The organism is Kosakonia sp. ML.JS2a (genome assembly GCF_025642095.1).
GTDB lineage: Bacteria > Pseudomonadota > Gammaproteobacteria > Enterobacterales > Enterobacteriaceae.
In genome coordinates this window covers 1,685,177-1,701,652 of record NZ_CP106754.1, presented here as the reverse complement: position 1 = coordinate 1,701,652, position 16,476 = coordinate 1,685,177, and the positions used below count along the sequence as shown (strand labels likewise).

Sequence of the window (16,476 nt, the reverse complement as noted above, 5' to 3'; positions counted from 1 at the left end):
AACCCGCCCTTTTCTTTCGCAAGACAGGACCCACATTCAATGGCATACACCACTTTTTCACAGACGAAAAACGATCAGCTGCAGGAACCGATGTTCTTCGGCCAGCCGGTTAACGTGGCGCGCTACGATCAGCAAAAATATGACATCTTCGAAAAGCTGATTGAAAAGCAACTTTCCTTCTTCTGGCGTCCGGAAGAAGTGGACGTTTCCCGCGATCGCATCGACTTTCAGGCACTGCCGGAACATGAAAAACATATCTTCCTCAGCAACCTGAAGTACCAGACGCTGCTGGACTCCATTCAGGGCCGCAGCCCGAACGTCGCACTGCTGCCGCTGATTTCCATTCCGGAACTGGAAACCTGGGTCGAAACCTGGGCGTTCTCAGAGACGATACACTCCCGCTCTTACACCCACATTATCCGCAATATCGTTAACGATCCGGCGGTGGTGTTTGACGACATCGTCACCAACGAGCAGATCCTCAAGCGCGCAGAAGGTATTTCGCACTTCTATGATGACCTGATCGAGATGACCAGCTACTGGCATCTGCTGGGTGAAGGCACGCACACGGTAAACGGCAAAACCGTCACCGTGAACCTGCGCGAGTTGAAAAAGAAACTCTACCTGTGCCTGATGAGCGTCAATGCGCTGGAGGCGATTCGCTTCTACGTCAGCTTTGCCTGCTCCTTCGCCTTCGCCGAGCGCGAACTGATGGAAGGCAATGCAAAAATCATCCGTCTGATCGCCCGTGATGAAGCGCTGCATCTGACCGGCACCCAGCATATGCTGAACCTGTTGCGTTCCGGCGTGGACGATCCGGAAATGGCGGAGATTGCGCAAGAGTGTAAACAAGCGTGCTATGACCTGTTCGTGCAGGCGGCATTGCAGGAAAAAGAGTGGGCGGAGTACCTGTTCCAGGGCGGCTCGATGATCGGCCTGAACAAAGACATTCTCTGCCAGTACATCGAGTACATCACCAACATCCGTATGCAGGCGGTGGGCCTCGATTTACCGTTCCAGACCCGCTCCAACCCGATTCCGTGGATCAACACCTGGCTGGTCTCCGATAACGTGCAGGTGGCGCCGCAGGAAGTGGAAGTCAGCTCCTACCTCGTTGGTCAGATCGACGCGGAAGTGGATACTGACGACTTGAGCAACTTCCAGCTCTGATGATGAGCCGCATCACGCTGCGTCTTTCCGGCACCCAGGTCCTGTGCCGGGATGAACACCCCTCTTTGCTGGTGGCGCTGGAATCACAACAGGTTGAAGTGGAGTACCAGTGCCGCGAAGGCTACTGCGGCTCCTGCCGCTGCCGGTTGGTGGCAGGCCAGGTGGACTGGATTGCCGAACCACTGGCTTTTATCAACGACGGGGAAATTTTGCCCTGCTGCTGCCGGGCAAAAGGCGACATTGAAATCGAGATGTAAGCCGGGTCAGCGTCATAAAAAAAGGCCTTTTCAGGCCTTTTTTATTTACGGTTGCCGGTGAAGAAACTGCACGGCTTTGTCCGGGAAATCGGTAAATACACCGTCAACGCCCGCCTGGCGATACAACACCTGATACAGCTGGTCCACATTGCTGGCATAACCCGGCAGTTTGTCCGCGCGCACGGTAAACGGATGCACCTGCAAATGGCTGGCATGCGCCTCTTTTACCATCGCCGTCAGCGTAACGTGCCCTGGCGTTGAGCCTTTCGCCACCAGCATATGGTAATCCGGGCCTATCCCGTCGGCGTACTGCGCAATCTGTTTCATCGCACCGGGTGTAAACATCCAGTCGTAGCTGTAGTTCACCCATTTGCCGTCCGCCTGCTTCTCCTGCGTCTCTTTCCAGTCGGTATAGGCAATCAGCTGAACCAGATTGAGATCCATCCCCCTCTGCGGCTCCAGTTCATGCTTAATACGCTTCAGTTCATTGGCGTCAAAGCATTGCAGATACACCTTGTCCTGCTTGCTGGTGTAGCCGTACTTTTTCAGCACGTCCAGCGTCTTCGCGGCAATGTCTTTCCCTTCCTGGTGGTGGAACCACGGCGCTTTGATTTCCGGGTAGATGCCGATGTTTTTACCGGTGGAGTGATTCAGCCCCTGCACAAACTCGATCTCCTCTTCAAAGGTATGAATACGGAAATCGGATTTGCCCATCGGGAAGCGCCCCGGGAAAACCTGCACTTTTTTTCCCTTCTCCAGCTCAAAGCCTTCGGTGAATTTCAGCGAACGGATCTCATCCAGCGTAAAGTCGATGGCGTAAAAACGGCCATCTTTACGGGCGCGATCCGGGAAGCGCTCCGCCACATCCGTAACGCGATCGAGGTAATGATCGTGCAACACGACCAGCTGGTCGTCTTTGGTCATCACCAGATCCTGCTCGAGATAATCTGCGCCCTGTGCATAGGCCATCGCTTTCGCCGGCAGGGTGTGCTCCGGTAAATAGCCGCTGGCGCCGCGATGGGCAATAACGATTTGCTCTGCCGCCAGCGCCTGGCAGGAGGCAAGTCCCGCCAACAGCAAACCGGTGGTCATACGGGTGAAGGTGCTTTTCATCATGGCTCCTTACTTACTGGCGACGCGCAAGCACATCTGCATGGTGGCGCTTCTCGCCAATCATCACGATAATCAGCAACAATACCGCCAGAATGCTACCGCCAATCATCACCATAAAGCCGCCATCCCAACCGAAGAAGTCCACGGTGTAACCAACAATCGCGCTGGCTGCCACCGACCCGCCAAGATAACCAAACAGACCGGTAAAGCCCGCCGCTGTGCCTGCGGCTTTTTTCGGCGCCAGCTCCAGCGCATGCAGACCAATCAACATCACCGGGCCGTAAATCAGGAAACCAATCACGATCATGCAGGCCATATCCACGGTCGGATTACCCGCCGGGTTTAACCAGTAAACAATCGTCGCGATGGTCACCAGCGTCATAAAGAACACCCCGGTCGCGCCGCGATTGCCGCGGAAGACTTTGTCCGACATCCAGCCGCAAATCAGCGTGCCGGGAATCCCCGCATATTCATAAAAGAAGTACGCCCACGAGGATTTATCCAGCGCGAAGTGCTTCACCTCTTTCAGATAGGTCGGTGACCAGTCGAGAATGCCGTAACGCAGCAGATAAACGAAGACGTTCGCCACCGCGATGTACCACAGCAGCTTATTGGGCAGGATGTACTGCATAAAGATCTGTTTCGCCGACAGCTCCTCTTCATGCTTATCGCTGTAATCATCCGGGTAATCGTTTTTGTACTCTTCAATCGGCGGCAGACCGCAGGATTGCGGGGTATCACGCATCAGTGCGAACGCAAAAATTGCCACCAGGATCGCGCCAAACGCAGGCATATAGAGCGCCGCATGCCAGTCGTTAAACCACGCCATACCGAGCAGGAACAGCAACGGCGGAATACCACCGCCAACGTTATGCGCGCAGTTCCATACCGACACGATACCGCCACGCTCTTTCTGCGACCACCAGTGCACCATGGTGCGCCCGCACGGCGGCCACCCCATGCCCTGGAACCAACCGCACAGGAACAGCAGCACAAACATGATGGCGATGCTGGAGGTTGCCCAGGGCACAAAGCCCATAAACAGCATCACCGCTGCCGCCAGAATCAACCCGGCAGGCAGAAACACGCGCGGGTTCGAACGGTCAGACACCGAACCCATAATGAATTTTGAAAAACCATAGGCGATTGAAATGCCCGACAACGCAAAGCCTAAATCTCCCCGCGAAAACCCCTGCTCAACCAGATACGGCATCGCCAACGCAAAGTTTTTACGCACCAGGTAATAGGCGGCGTAACCAAAGAAAATCCCCAGAAATATCTGCCAGCGTAAACGACGGTAGGTCGGGTCGATCTGCTCTGCGGGCAGACGCGACTGATGGGTGGCAGGTTTAAAAATGCTCAACATAACGGCCTCCGTGGCGCGGTGAACTCATGATGCCTGTCATCAATGAGTGAAAACGAACATAACCTCAGTTAGTCGCGGCGAATTGTATTGAAAGTTTTAATCAGAGAGGGTGAGTTGTCGCACAGAATGTTACAGAAATATGACAAAAGTCTCCATTCACGCATAAAAGCGCACCACACTTTCGTTTCTTGCTCGAATATGCGCGATATCAAACAAACCACAGCAAGAGTGTGGCTAAATGGTCGTTAAAGAACGTCGAACAGAAGGACGCGAACATGCGCAACTCCAGTGACTACGATGTGATCATTATTGGCGGCGGCGCGACGGGTGCCGGCATTGCCCGCGATTGCGCCCTGCGCGGCCTGCGCGCGGTGCTGCTTGAGCGCCACGATATCGCCACCGGCGCGACCGGGCGTAACCATGGTTTGCTGCACAGCGGCGCACGCTATGCAGTGACCGACAATGAATCGGCGCGGGAGTGTATTGCCGAAAACCAGATCCTGAAACGCATTGCCCGCCACTGCATTGAACCCACCGATGGCCTGTTTATTACCCTGCCGGAAGATGATTTGGTGTATCAGCGTCAGTTTATCGACGCCTGCCTGCAGGCCGGTATTCCGGCGCAGGCTATCTCTCCGCAGGAAGCCCGCCGTATGGAACCCAGCGTCAACCCCACGCTGACCGGCGCGGTGCGCGTGCCTGACGGTACGGTCGATCCGTTCCGCCTGACCGCGAGCAATATGCTGGATGCGCGCGAACACGGCGCGAAGATCCTGACCGGACATGAGGTGTGCGGGCTTATCCGCAACGGTGAAACCGTCAGTGGCGTGCGCATCCGCCATGCCGCCAGCGGCGAAACCCAGGAGCTGCATGCGCCAGTGGTGGTCAACGCCGCCGGGATCTGGGGGCAACGCATTGCGGAATATGCCGATCTGCGCATTCGCATGTTTCCGGCCAAAGGCGCGTTGTTAATCCTCGACCACCGCATTAATCAGCACGTTATCAACCGCTGCAGGAAACCCGCCGATGCCGATATTCTGGTGCCGGGCGACACCATCTCGCTGATAGGCACCACCTCAACGCATATTGACTACAACGATATCGACAATACCCGCGTCACGCCGCAAGAGGTGGATATCCTGCTGCGTGAAGGGGAAAAACTCGCGCCGGTGATGGCGCAAACCCGCATTTTACGTGCCTATGCCGGTGTGCGTCCGCTGGTGGCCAGTGATGATGACCCCAGCGGGCGTAACGTCAGCCGGGGCATTGTGCTGCTCGATCACGCACAACGTGACGGGCTGGAAGGGTTTATCACCATTACCGGCGGCAAACTGATGACCTACCGCCTGATGGCGGAATGGGCGACCGATGCGGTATGCCGCAAGCTCAATCACAGCGCAGTTTGCACCACCGCCAGCGCACCGTTGCCTGGCTCAAAAGAACCCACCGAGCAGGCGCTGCGAAAAATTATCTCACTGCCCACACCGTTACGCGGTTCGGCGGTGTATCGCCATGGCGACCGCACACCCGCCTGGCTGGGCAGCGACAGGCATAACCGCAGCCTGGTCTGCGAATGCGAAGCCGTGACCGCTGGCGAAGTGCAGTACGCGGTGGAAAACCTGAATGTCCATTCACTGCTCGATTTGCGCCGCCGTACCCGTGTGGGAATGGGTACCTGCCAGGGCGAGCTGTGCGCCTGTCGCGCAGCCGGGTTACTGAACCGCCTGCATGTCACCACCGAGAGCGAGTCCCTGACGCAACTGGCGGATTTCCTCAATGAGCGCTGGAAAGGCGTGAAACCGGTGGCCTGGGGCGATGCACTGCGGGAAAGCGAATTTACACGCTGGGTTTATCAGGGATTGTGCGGGCTGGAAAAGGAGACGGATGATGAGATTTGATACGGTTATTATCGGCGGCGGGCTTGCCGGTCTGTTATGCGGTATTCGCCTGAGTGAAAACGGGCAGCGCTGTGCCATTGTCAGCCGGGGTCAGAGCGCGCTGGGTTTCTCCTCCGGCTCGCTGGATCTTCTCTCCCACTTGCCGGACGGTCAGCCTGTTCGTGACCTGAACAGCGCCATCGCCCTGCTGGCGCAACACCACCCCGCCCATCCTTACGCCCTGCTGGGCGCAGAACGTGTGCGCCACTATGCGCAGCAAACCCAGACGCTGCTGGCCGACTGCGGGCTGGCATTGCAGGGTGACGTCGATACGCCACACCTGCGGGTTACCCCATTAGGTACGTTCCGCCGGGCCTGGCTGAGTCCGGAGGAAGTGCCGCTAAAACCCGACGTCAACCAGCGCACCGGGGTGATCGGCATCAGCGGTTTTCCCGACTTTCAACCGCAGCTTGCCGCCGCCTCCTTGCGTAAACGCGGTATCGACGCCCATGCCGAAGAGATAGAGTTGCCGGTGCTCGACAAACTGCGTGATAACCCCAGTGAATTTCGTGCGGTGAACATTGCCCGCCACCTGGATGCGCCGGAACACTATGCCGCCCTGTATGACGCGCTGCGCCCGCTGAGTCAACAGTACGACATGTTATACCTGCCCGCATGTGTTGGCCTGACGGATAGCAGCGTATTTACGCAGCTTAACCAGCAACTGGCGTGCCCGCTGCGCTTACTGCCGACGCTGCCGCCGTCAGTACCGGGCATGCGCATGCAATTTTTGCTGCAACAACGGTTTATCCACAGCGGTGGAAGCTGGATGCCCGGCGATGAAGTGCTCCACGCCGATATCCACGATGACCGCGTTACGCAGTTGTGGACCCGCAAACATGAAGATATCCCGTTACGCGCCCGCCATGTGGTGCTCGCCAGCGGCAGCTTTTTCAGTAATGGCCTGATCGCCGATCGTGACCGCGTACGGGAAGCGGTGTTTGACCTGGATGTGCTGCAATGCGACAAACGCAGCGACTGGTATCGGGACGATATTTTCGAGACGCAGCCATGGCAGCAATTTGGCGTACAAACCGACGCTCAGCTCCACGCCCTGCGTCAGGGGAAAGCCATCCACAATCTGTATGTTGTCGGTTCGGTGTTAGGCGGATTTGACGCCATTGCCCAGGGGTGCGGCGGCGGCGTTTGCGCCGTCACTGCACTGCATGCCGCACAGCAGATAGCCGCACAGGGAGGCGAACAATGAGCACCACCCAGTTTGAAAGTTGCATCAAATGCACCGTCTGCACCACCGTCTGCCCGGTCAGCCGGGTGAACCCTGCCTATCCTGGGCCGAAACAGGCAGGCCCGGATGGCGAACGGCTGCGCCTGAAAGATGCCGCGCTGTATGACGAGGCGCTGAAGTATTGCACCAACTGCAAACGCTGTGAGACAGCCTGCCCGTCCGGCGTAAAAATTGGCGATATTATTCAGCGCGCCCGTGCACAGCATGCGCCGAAACAGCTCTCAATCCGTAACGCGATCCTGAGCCACACCGACCTGATGGGCACACTTTCCACGCCCATGGCGCCGTTGGTCAACACGGCAACATCGCTCAAACCGGTGCGCCAGTTGCTGGATAAGGCGCTGAAAATTGATCACCACCGGACGCTGCCGAAGTACTCACACGGCACTTTCCGTCGCTGGTATCGCAGCGTTGCCGACAAGCAGCGCGCCTTTCCGGAACAGGTGGCGTTTTTCCACGGTTGCTACGTCAACTACAACCACCCGCAACTGGGCAAAGATTTGCTGCGGGTGCTGAACAATATGGGCATCGGCGTACAACTGCTGGAGCGGGAAAAATGCTGCGGCGTCCCGCTGATCGCGAACGGCTTTTTCGACAAGGCCAAAAAACAGGCGCAATTTAACGTAACGTCGCTGGAGCAGGCAATCGGCACGCAAGGTTTGCCGGTGATTGCCACCTCTTCCACCTGTGCGTTCACTCTGCGTGACGAGTATCCGCATCTGCTGGATGTCGACAACAGCCATCTGCGGGCGCATATCGATTTAGCGACCCGCTGGATCTGGCGCATGCTGGATGAAGGTCGTTCCCTGAGCCTGAAAACCACGCCGCTGAAAGTGGTCTATCACACGCCGTGCCATATGGAAAAAATGGGCTGGACGCACTACACATTGGAGCTGTTGCGCCGCATTCCAGGGCTGGAGCTGACAGTGCTGGATTCCCGCTGCTGCGGTATTGCCGGAACGTACGGTTTTAAAAGCGAAAACTACCCTACGTCGCAGGCCATTGGCGCGCCGCTGTTTGCACAAATCGAAGCCAGCGGCGCAGACCTGGTGGTGACGGATTGTGAAACCTGCAAATGGCAGATTGAGATGTCCACCAGCAAACGCTGTGAACACCCCATTACCCTGCTGGCGCAGGCCTTAATCTGACGTACAGAGATCTGCCGGGCCTGTGCCCGGCATCCTGTTTATTCGACGGAAAGCGACTCGACGACGTTGATCCAGCCGTGATCGCTGGCGATGTCTTTGCCCTCAAGCCAGCGGCGCAGGATGTTCAGCGCCATCATGGCGCACACTTCCTGGCGAACCTCCAACCCGTGGCGGTTGGTGTTGAACTTCACGCGCAGCGCGCGCGTGCCGTCCGGCGTCGCCAGCGCAAAATTCAGGTGATCGTCTTCAAGCCCGGTCACCGTCAACGCCAGTCCGGCAAGGTGGCGGTTACGCAACTCCGTGGTCCAGCGTGCGCTTTGCGCCAGCTCTTCCGCCTGCGAGGGCAGCACTTCGCTGACCAGCAGCGGCGCACCCGCACGGGAAAGCTGCAACGCCACCAGCCCGCCGGTGAACTGTTCGCTCAGGGTCAGGCTCAACTGGCGTTCGCGCAGGCGCGCAGCCAGCACGGCCGGTAAACCGACTGTCCCTTCAAAAATAAGGCTCTCGCCCGCCACGCGTTTAACGTCCGGCCACACCGCTTCCATTGCCGCACGGTGCTCCGCCGGGCCGGTCAGTTTCAGCTCGATGATCGGCATTGATGAGCGATAACCCATCACAACCCCTGGCGGGAGTTCGAGGTGCGCCAGACTTTGCGCCAGATCGCTTTCCGAACGACCGAAGGTGGTCAAACGCAGGCATACCGGCGGTTCCGGCAGCGTAAACCGTGCGCGAAGGCGCGGCAGGATCTCGCGTTCAACCATGACTTTAAATTCAGACGGCACGCCTGGGGTAAAGAACATCAGGCAGCGGTTCAGTTGGATGGCAAAGCCGCAGGCGGTACCAACAGGGTTATCCACCAGCTCTGCGCTGGCCGGAATTTCCGCCTGTTTACGGTTGCTCGGCGCCATGACGCGGCCACGCTCGCTGAAAAAACGCTCCATCTGCGTCAACCACGCTTCATGCAGCACTAACGATTCGCCCTTTGCGGTCGCTGCCGCCAGCGCGCTCAGATCATCACTGGTTGGCCCCAGACCGCCATTAACGATCAGCACATCCGCATGCTCGCTACGTTCGCACAGAATAGCAACCAGATCGTCAAGGTTATCGCCCACCGTGTTACGGCGTGTTAACGGCAACCCCTGATTAAAGAAAAAATCCGCCAGCCACGCAGCATTGGTGTCCACAATCTGCCCGTGTAGCACTTCATCGCCGGTAGACAGCATCTCTACGTTTAACATCATTAACTCCTGTAATAGAGGTTGAAACACTATAGCGCATGCGTAGAGCGAAAGAGGAAAGAAACGGGCGCGGACGAACGCCGCGCCGGGAGATCAGAAGCTCGCGCTCACACCCACATAAGGACCATCGGCAACGGCGTTATCACGACGCCCTTCTTTGCCGGTCATGTCGATGTAACGATAACCCGCTTCCACGGTCAGCGGACGCATAATGGTGTAGCGCGCGCCTGCGTTGGCTTCCTGGTACTCTTTAACACCGCTGGAGAGCGAATCCGGTGAGTAGTAATACTCGCCAAAGATGCTGAAGCTGCTGGCGATTTGCCACTGCAGACCACCGCCCACCGCGATAGCGTAACCTTCGCTACCCGCGTTCGGGTTCAGGTAAACGCCTTTGCCGCCCACGGTGCCGAGGAACGGACCCAGCGGAATGTTGTAACCCAGTCCCAGACCGGCGATATCGCCATCGTCTTCGCTGTGCGCCCAGTTACCGCTGACGGCAATACCACTTGTTTCAGTACCAAAACCAAAGCCCAGGTTGGTGTAATCCTTACCAATCTGACCGCTCAGGCTAACAGCCTGCGCGCCGGCAGATACCAGCAACAGGCTGGCTAAACCCAATAAAGCAACGTTTTTCATTTCTGATTTTTTCCGCACATAACGGGCCAATGCCCAAAAGCTCCTGATTGTACGCCTATTTTTATGCCAGAAGAATGAATAAAAAAAGCCTGAACTATAGCCAGCGTCAATTTTTCTTCGCCATCAGATGCTATAACAATCAACACGCAATCAATGATTCTTAAGGAAAAGCAATGCGACAACGGACAATTGTCTGCCCCCTGATTCAGAACAACGGTGCTTACCTGTTATGCAAAATGGCCAATGACCGCGGCGTTTTTCCTGGTCAATGGGCCTTATCCGGCGGCGGTGTTGAGCCGGGAGAGCGGATAGAAGAGGCGCTACGCCGCGAGATCCGCGAAGAGCTGGGCGATAAACTGCAACTGAGCCAGATAACGCCGTGGACGTTTCGTGACGATGTGCGGGTGAAAACCTACGCCGATGGCAGCACAGAGCAAATCTATATGATTTACCTGATCTTTGATTGCGTGAGCGCTAACCGTGACATTGATATTAATGAAGAGTTTCAGGCGTACGCCTGGGTTGTGCCTGCGGACCTGCATCAGTATGACCTGAATGAAGCAACCCGCATGACGCTGAAGATGAAAGGGTTACTTTGACCACCCGCTAAATAGCAGGCCGCAACCCGCGAGCCTGCTCTGCTATCCGCCCGTCTCGTTAGCCCTTCAGCCAGGCATTGACCCACTGCTGTAATGCCCGTCGGGAGATTTTAATCCCGCCATTTTTAAGCGCTTCCGGCAACACCAGCCAGTGAACGGGTTGCTGGAAGCGGGCCAGCTTATCCGCTACCCAGCCAGCAAACTGGCTGATATCGGTGCCATCGTCACACTCCACGACCGCAACCGGGCGCTGACCGAACTCGGCATCATCCACTGGCACCACCAGCACCTGTCGCACCCCGGGGTGGGTGGCGATCACCCGCTCCACCTCTTCAGGTTGAATGCCTTCACCGCCGCTGAAAAAGAGATTATCGAGCCGGCCGAGAATGGTCAGGCGACCCTCTTTCAGCATGCCGCGATCGCGGGTCGCAAACCAGCCATCGTGCCTGGCGAGCGGCAACAGCTCCCCGTTGCGCCAGTAGCCTGCCGCCATACTCTCCGCCCGCAGCCACACTTCGTCATCGACAATTTTCACTTGCCGCCCCGGCAAGGCTGCGCCCACATCCGGTGCGCCGTCGGCCTCTTTGGCGCAGACGGTAGAGGCAAATTCAGTCAGGCCATAACCGCACCAGCTACGGATCCCCCGCTCGCGCGCCTGCTGCGTCAGCGCAACCGGAATGGCTGCACCGCCGAGCAGAACGGCTTTCAGCGCCACTGGCGCGTTGTCATTCAGTAAACGCCACAGCTGTGTCGGGACCAGCGACACATGCGTGCAGCCGACCAGCGCCTGCTCCAGCGGCAACTTGTCGCGCACGGTAATACGCGCCCCGGCCAGCAGCCAGCGCCACAAAATGCCCTGCCCGGACACGTGAAACAGCGGCAATGAGAGCAGCCAATCATCTTCTGGCGCAAAAGGGATCAGCGAAAGTACGCCTTCAGCGCTGGCAAGATGCGCGGCGCAGGTGTGCACCGCCGCTTTCGGTAAACCTGTCGAGCCGGACGTCAGCGTCATCGACGCCAGCCGCTGCGGCTGCCACGCCACGGCGTACTCTCCCTCCGCCGTATGCTGAACCAGCGCCGTCAGCTCGCTCACCGCTTCCTGCCCATCAACGTCCAGCATAAACCGCAGTGTTAATTGCGGTAGCAGCGCGGTCAGCAAGGGAGCGGGAAGCTGAGGGTTGACCGGCAACACCCGCGCGCCGCACTGCAATAACGCCAGCCAGACCAGTAAGGTATGCGGGTGATTGCGGGCGCGCAGCATCACGCCGTCGCCCTCCTTCACACCCTGACGGGCAAAACCGCTGGCCAGCGCATCCACACGGGCGCACAACTCGCGCCAGCTGAGGGTTTGCTGGTCAAGCCGGATTGCCGCCTGCTCACCGCGCACGCTGCGCCAGTGCCGCCAGGGCCAATCAATAAACATCATAATAACGGTTCCAGTACACCCATCTGCAGGCAGGGTAAATCACTGTCCGGCCAGCGGCGCAGCAGTTGCGCTTTCATCAAATGCAGCGTATCCAGACCCGGAAGGGTTCCCGGCGTGAGCCAGGCGGCAATACGCGCCAGTTGCGTCAGTCCAAGGCTCGACTCGATCGACGAGCTGATCACCACCGTCAACCCGAGCGCTTTCGCCGCAGCCACCTGCTGTTGTACTTTCTGCAAACTGCCGGTGAGCGTCGGCTTGATCACCACCGCCCCAACGCCTTCCTGCGCCTCAAAACGAAAATCCTCATCGCGCAGGCTTTCATCCCAGGCAATGGTGATCCCCGTCTCGCGGGCAAAGGCCAGTGAATCCTCACGGGTTTTACACGGCTCTTCAAGGAATGCGATACGCGCGCGGTAGTCCGGATTAACATATTTCGCGAACTGCTGCGCTTTCAATGGCGTCCAGGCACGGTTGGCATCCAGCCGCAGATGCAAATCGTCAATCGACTCCAGCAGCAGGTTAACAACCATACCGTCACGTACCGCCTCATATAACCCGACCTTCACTTTCGCCACTTTCTCGCCGGGCAACGCAGCGAGCGTCGCAAACAGTTCGTCCGGATCGCCTGCGCACAGCATCGCCGCGCGGTAATCCGCTGCTTGCGGCAGGGTGTTTTGCAGCTCCGCCAGTGCGCAACTGAGGCCAAAGGCCGCCGAAGGTTGTTCCGGCAGCGGCAATAACTGCCCCTCAGACCAGGCGCGGGCCCAGGCGACAACGGCCTGCTGCGCCTCGTCCAGCGTTTCCTGACTAAAGCCAGGCAGAGGGGAGATCTCCCCCCAGCCTTCACATCCTGCGTCCTGCAAATGGACAAACAGGCCGTCGCGGGTTTTTAGCCGCCGATCCCGCAACACCACACCCGCGTCGAGGGGGAGTTGCCAGCGGTAAACCTGCGCCTGGCGCATTATGGATTCCGTTTGAATTTGCTGAAGTCAGGCTGGCGTTTCTGGTTAAACGCGTTGCGACCTTCCTGCCCTTCTTCGGTCATATAGAACAGCATGGTGGCGTTACCTGCCAGCTCCTGCAACCCGGCCTGGCCGTCGCAGTCCGCATTCAGTGCCGCTTTCAGGCAGCGCAGCGCCATCGGGCTGTTTTGCAGCATTTCACGACACCAGCGTACGGTCTCTTTTTCCAGTTCAGCGACCGGCACAACGGTGTTAACGAGCCCCATATCCAGCGCCTGTTGCGCATCGTACTGACGGCACAGGAACCAGATTTCGCGGGCTTTTTTCTGCCCGACGATGCGCGCCATATAGGAAGCGCCCCAGCCGCCATCAAAAGAACCCACTTTCGGGCCAGTCTGGCCGAAGATCGCGTTTTCCGCGGCAATGGTCAGATCGCACATCATATGCAGTACATGGCCACCACCAATGGAGTAACCCGCAACCATGGCGACAACCGGTTTCGGACAGGTGCGGATCTGGCGCTGGAAGTCGAGCACGTTGAGATGGTGCACGCCGGAGTCATCCTGATAGCCGCCGTAATCACCGCGCACTTTTTGATCACCGCCCGCACAGAAGGCTTTTTCCCCTTCCCCGGTCAGAATGATCACCCCGATGTTGTCGTCGTAACGGGCATCGGACAGTGCCTGGATCATCTCTTTCACCGTCACCGGACGGAATGCGTTACGCACCTGCGGGCGATTAATGGTGATTTTAGCGATGCCGTCAGCAGACTTGTGGTAACGAATATCCGTGTAGCCTTCGGAACAGTCACGCCATTCAACCGGCGCGTAGAGCATGCTTTCTTCTGGGTAGATCATAGTGTGTCCTTTATCTCAAGACGCAGAATTCGCGCCAGGACAGCGGCAACACCCGCGGGATTCTCCCGGTGTGCGTTGTGCCCGGCGGCAGGAATGGCGTGACAGTGGCGGGTGACTTGCGTCGCCAGCGCGCAAAATTTACTGTCGAATTCACCGTATAAATAATGAACTGAAAAAGGTAACGCGTGCAGCGCAGCCCGCAAATCGGGCTGGCAAGCCAGTGATGTCGCCTCCAGCATGGCGGCAAGCGTTGCACCGTTGTTCTGACTACGTAACGCGACTAACGCCGCGCGCTGCGACGCATCCAGCGACGCAAAAACCGGCTGGCGGTACCAGGCGTCAAACACCGCATCCAGCGGCTGCTGGCGAAAACGCGCGGCCCAACGCGTGTCGGAGCGCTGGCGTTCTGTGCGGGCGGCATCATCGGTCAGACCAGGATGACCGCCTTCCACCACCAAACCACACAGCCCGCCCGGCTGCTGGCACGCGTGGTACATCGCCACGCGCGCGCCCAGCGAATAACCCACCAGCCAGTAGTGACGGATATTGTAATGTGCGAGCGTAGCCCGCAAGCAGGCGTCCATCTGCGCAAATGAGGTCACGGCCATATCCGCCGAGCCACCATGACCGGGTAAATCAAGATACAGACGGGGAAAGTCCGCCAGCGTCGCGCCGACGGTCTGCCATTCGCGGTTGTCGCCGGAAAAACCGTGCAGAAACACCAGCCATGGCTGCTGCTGCCGACCGATCACCGTCTGCCCGTGTAAAATCACAGGTGGCTCACCTGCGCCAGCAAGTTTTGCAAGGTCTGCGCACCGGCGGTCTCTTTCACCACCAGCTCAATCAGTGTCGCCCCGGCCTTGCTCCACGCGCCAGCAAAGGCCTGATCCAGCGCATCCCAGGTTTCCGGGCGATGATAATTAAGGCCGAACATGGCAGCCGCATGGGCAAAATCAACATGTTGCGGCATCAGATAAAACTGTTCGCGCTCCGCGGGAGGCGTAGGCAGCAACGAAAAAATTTGCCCGCCGTTATTGTTCACCACCACCAGCACAAAGGGGGCGGAAACCTGCCGCAGCAACGCCAGCGCATTAAGATCGTACAGCGCGGAGAGATCGCCAACGATAGCCAGCGTCGGTCGGGCGCTGGCACGCTGCACACCAGCCGCCGTGGAGAGCAAACCATCAATGCCGCTCGCGCCACGGTTGCTGTAGACCGGATAACCGGCCGGAAGCTGCCCCAGCGCATCCACCAGTCGCACCACCAGGCTGTTACCGAGGAAAACCTGCCCCTGTTCCGGCAAATACCGCGTAATACGATGCGCAAACTGGGCTTCGCCGAAAGTGTCGCGCTGCGCGCCCACCCGTTCCCACGCTTGCTCGGAAAGCTGCGCAACGGTGCTGTACCAGGGCGCGCGCGGCTCCGCCGGGTGCTGTTCCAGCCATCCGGCCACGTCCGAGACCAACCGACGGCCGCGATGATGGGCAGGATCAAGCCGCCCCGGCAGCGAGTCAATCAGCCAGTACTCTTGCGGCTCGCACGCCGCCTGCCATTGCAGAAGACGCTTACCGGTCAGGCTGCTGCCAAATTGCAGGACAATCTGCGCCTGGTTCAACTCGGTGACAGCCCGGGCGTTGCCGAGCCATAAATCGGCGCACGGCAACGGCTGCCCGGTCTGCGACAGTGCATCGCCAATCAGCGGCCAGCCAAGTGTTTTCGCCCATTGTGCAAGTTGCTGACCTTCAGCGGCGCTCATACGCCCGGCGATGATCACGCCACGCTTTTGCCGCCAGAAAAACCAGTCGCGCTGCTTTTCGCACTGCAGTCGCGCAGGGGCTTGCAGCCAGGGTTTGTCATCCTGCCACCACTCCCCGAGGGCTTGCAGCCACGGCAGATCGCGCTCATCCATGTCGCCATACAGCGGTTCAGCAAAAGGACAGTTGATATGCACTGCACCACCGTGCAATGACCCCAGCAGGTTATCGATAGCAGAGACCAACCAGCGCGCCGGAATATCCTGAGACGGACGCGGCAACGCCAGCGATTCCGTGGGATGCGAGGCAAACATGCCCGGCTGGCGGATAGCCTGATTCGCGCCGCAATCAATCAGCTCAGGGGGACGGTCAGCCGTGAGCAGAACCAGTTTTTCCCCGGTCAGCCCGGCTTCAATCAACGCAGGATAGAGATTCGCCACCGCCGTGCCGGAGGTCACAATCACGGCCACCGGCTGCTTACTGGCTTTCGCCAGCCCTAACGCCAGGTGACCCAATCCACGCTCATCAAAATGGGTGTGATGGATAAAGGCGCGGTTTTCCGCAGCGGCCAGCGTTAAGGGTGTGGAACGGGATCCTGGGGCGATGCACACATGCCTGACGCCGTGGCGAGTGAGGGCTTCGAGGATCACCGTCGCCCAGCGTCGGTTAAAGGAGCTTATAGACATGAGTTTGTCCGGTATCAATATTGCGACTTAGTATAAATAATCGAAAACTGCGGGTTTTTGATATGCGTCGGTTATGTGTGC

Annotated in this window: 15 protein-coding genes; 6 read left to right on the top strand and 9 right to left on the bottom strand. The window is 58.4% G+C overall.

Features of this window, described 5'->3' with window-relative positions:
• Positions 1-39: 39 nt before the first annotated feature.
• Together nrdB and yfaE are read left to right on the top strand one after the other, a co-directional pair.
• Positions 40-1,170, top strand: coding sequence for a class Ia ribonucleoside-diphosphate reductase subunit beta (gene nrdB / locus N7922_RS08220; protein WP_263100047.1), 1,131 nt, complete (start codon positions 40-42; stop codon positions 1,168-1,170).
• 2 nt (positions 1,171-1,172) lie between these two features.
• Positions 1,173-1,427: a class I ribonucleotide reductase maintenance protein YfaE gene (gene yfaE, locus N7922_RS08215; RefSeq protein WP_061499845.1), complete on the top strand. Its 255-nt coding sequence runs from the start codon at positions 1,173-1,175 to the stop codon at positions 1,425-1,427.
• A gap of 45 nt (positions 1,428-1,472) precedes the next feature.
• Here the strand turns inward: yfaE and glpQ are convergent, their stop codons facing one another.
• Together glpQ and glpT are read right to left on the bottom strand one after the other, a co-directional pair.
• A complete protein-coding gene (gene glpQ / locus N7922_RS08210; RefSeq protein WP_263100862.1) occupies positions 1,473-2,540 on the bottom strand; it encodes a glycerophosphodiester phosphodiesterase in 1,068 nt (355 codons plus the stop codon).
• A gap of 13 nt (positions 2,541-2,553) precedes the next feature.
• Positions 2,554-3,906, bottom strand: coding sequence for a glycerol-3-phosphate transporter (gene glpT / locus N7922_RS08205; RefSeq protein WP_263100046.1), 1,353 nt, complete (start codon positions 3,904-3,906; stop codon positions 2,554-2,556).
• Between the two features lie 275 nt (positions 3,907-4,181).
• On the opposite strand from glpT, the gene glpA reads away from it, so the two are divergent.
• From glpA to glpC, 3 genes are read left to right on the top strand one after another with little or no spacing between them, the layout of a single operon-like run.
• Complete coding sequence (gene glpA, locus N7922_RS08200; RefSeq protein WP_263100045.1) at positions 4,182-5,804, top strand: anaerobic glycerol-3-phosphate dehydrogenase subunit A; 1,623 nt, start codon at positions 4,182-4,184, stop codon at positions 5,802-5,804.
• A complete protein-coding gene (glpB, locus tag N7922_RS08195; RefSeq protein WP_263100861.1) occupies positions 5,794-7,050 on the top strand; it encodes a glycerol-3-phosphate dehydrogenase subunit GlpB in 1,257 nt (418 codons plus the stop codon). Before glpA ends, glpB begins: the two co-directional genes overlap by 11 nt.
• Positions 7,047-8,237, top strand: coding sequence for an anaerobic glycerol-3-phosphate dehydrogenase subunit GlpC (glpC, locus tag N7922_RS08190; protein ID WP_263100044.1), 1,191 nt, complete (start codon positions 7,047-7,049; stop codon positions 8,235-8,237). The genes glpB and glpC overlap by 4 nt, the downstream gene beginning before the upstream one ends.
• Positions 8,238-8,275: 38 nt before the next feature.
• Here the strand turns inward: glpC and N7922_RS08185 are convergent, their stop codons facing one another.
• Entirely contained in the window at positions 8,276-9,475 is a 1,200-nt protein-coding gene (locus N7922_RS08185) for a nicotinamide mononucleotide deamidase-related protein YfaY (RefSeq protein ID WP_263100860.1), read from the bottom strand.
• Between the two features lie 93 nt (positions 9,476-9,568).
• Positions 9,569-10,111: a YfaZ family outer membrane protein gene (locus N7922_RS08180; RefSeq protein ID WP_061499843.1), complete on the bottom strand. Its 543-nt coding sequence runs from the start codon at positions 10,109-10,111 to the stop codon at positions 9,569-9,571.
• Between the two features lie 173 nt (positions 10,112-10,284).
• Here N7922_RS08180 and nudI point away from each other — a divergent pair, with 173 nt between their 5' ends.
• Positions 10,285-10,710, top strand: coding sequence for a nucleoside triphosphatase NudI (gene nudI, locus N7922_RS08175; protein WP_263100043.1), 426 nt, complete (start codon positions 10,285-10,287; stop codon positions 10,708-10,710).
• Positions 10,711-10,768: 58 nt separating this feature from the next.
• On the opposite strand, the gene menE is transcribed toward nudI, so the two are convergent.
• The 5 genes from menE to menD are packed head-to-tail and all read right to left on the bottom strand — an operon-like array spanning position 10,769 to position 16,395.
• Positions 10,769-12,136, bottom strand: coding sequence for an o-succinylbenzoate--CoA ligase (gene menE / locus N7922_RS08170; protein WP_263100042.1), 1,368 nt, complete (start codon positions 12,134-12,136; stop codon positions 10,769-10,771).
• Positions 12,133-13,098: an o-succinylbenzoate synthase gene (gene menC / locus N7922_RS08165; protein WP_263100041.1), complete on the bottom strand. Its 966-nt coding sequence runs from the start codon at positions 13,096-13,098 to the stop codon at positions 12,133-12,135. The genes menE and menC overlap by 4 nt, the downstream gene beginning before the upstream one ends.
• A complete protein-coding gene (gene menB / locus N7922_RS08160; protein WP_263100040.1) occupies positions 13,098-13,955 on the bottom strand; it encodes a 1,4-dihydroxy-2-naphthoyl-CoA synthase in 858 nt (285 codons plus the stop codon). Before menB ends, menC begins: the two co-directional genes overlap by 1 nt.
• Positions 13,952-14,728, bottom strand: coding sequence for a 2-succinyl-6-hydroxy-2,4-cyclohexadiene-1-carboxylate synthase (gene menH / locus N7922_RS08155; protein ID WP_263100039.1), 777 nt, complete (start codon positions 14,726-14,728; stop codon positions 13,952-13,954). The genes menB and menH overlap by 4 nt, the downstream gene beginning before the upstream one ends.
• On the bottom strand, positions 14,725-16,395 hold the full coding sequence (menD, locus tag N7922_RS08150) for a 2-succinyl-5-enolpyruvyl-6-hydroxy-3-cyclohexene-1-carboxylic-acid synthase (protein WP_263100038.1): 1,671 nt from the start codon (positions 16,393-16,395) through the stop codon (positions 14,725-14,727). Before menD ends, menH begins: the two co-directional genes overlap by 4 nt.
• Positions 16,396-16,476: the final 81 nt, after the last annotated feature.

Excerpts from the sequence above, each read along its gene's own strand:
- nrdB (WP_263100047.1), top strand. The coding sequence starts at position 40 with ATGGCATACACCACTTTTTCACAGACGAAAAACGATCAGCTGCAGGAA.
- yfaE (WP_061499845.1), top strand. The coding sequence starts at position 1,173 with ATGAGCCGCATCACGCTGCGTCTTTCCGGCACCCAGGTCCTGTGCCGG.
- glpQ (WP_263100862.1), bottom strand. The coding sequence starts at position 2,540 with ATGAAAAGCACCTTCACCCGTATGACCACCGGTTTGCTGTTGGCGGGA.
- glpT (WP_263100046.1), bottom strand. The coding sequence starts at position 3,906 with ATGTTGAGCATTTTTAAACCTGCCACCCATCAGTCGCGTCTGCCCGCA.
- glpA (WP_263100045.1), top strand. The coding sequence starts at position 4,182 with ATGCGCAACTCCAGTGACTACGATGTGATCATTATTGGCGGCGGCGCG.
- glpB (WP_263100861.1), top strand. The coding sequence starts at position 5,794 with ATGAGATTTGATACGGTTATTATCGGCGGCGGGCTTGCCGGTCTGTTA.
- glpC (WP_263100044.1), top strand. The coding sequence starts at position 7,047 with ATGAGCACCACCCAGTTTGAAAGTTGCATCAAATGCACCGTCTGCACC.
- N7922_RS08185 (WP_263100860.1), bottom strand. The coding sequence starts at position 9,475 with ATGTTAAACGTAGAGATGCTGTCTACCGGCGATGAAGTGCTACACGGG.
- N7922_RS08180 (WP_061499843.1), bottom strand. The coding sequence starts at position 10,111 with ATGAAAAACGTTGCTTTATTGGGTTTAGCCAGCCTGTTGCTGGTATCT.
- nudI (WP_263100043.1), top strand. The coding sequence starts at position 10,285 with ATGCGACAACGGACAATTGTCTGCCCCCTGATTCAGAACAACGGTGCT.
- menE (WP_263100042.1), bottom strand. The coding sequence starts at position 12,136 with ATGATGTTTATTGATTGGCCCTGGCGGCACTGGCGCAGCGTGCGCGGT.
- menC (WP_263100041.1), bottom strand. The coding sequence starts at position 13,098 with ATGCGCCAGGCGCAGGTTTACCGCTGGCAACTCCCCCTCGACGCGGGT.
- menB (WP_263100040.1), bottom strand. The coding sequence starts at position 13,955 with ATGATCTACCCAGAAGAAAGCATGCTCTACGCGCCGGTTGAATGGCGT.
- menD (WP_263100038.1), bottom strand. The coding sequence starts at position 16,395 with ATGTCTATAAGCTCCTTTAACCGACGCTGGGCGACGGTGATCCTCGAA.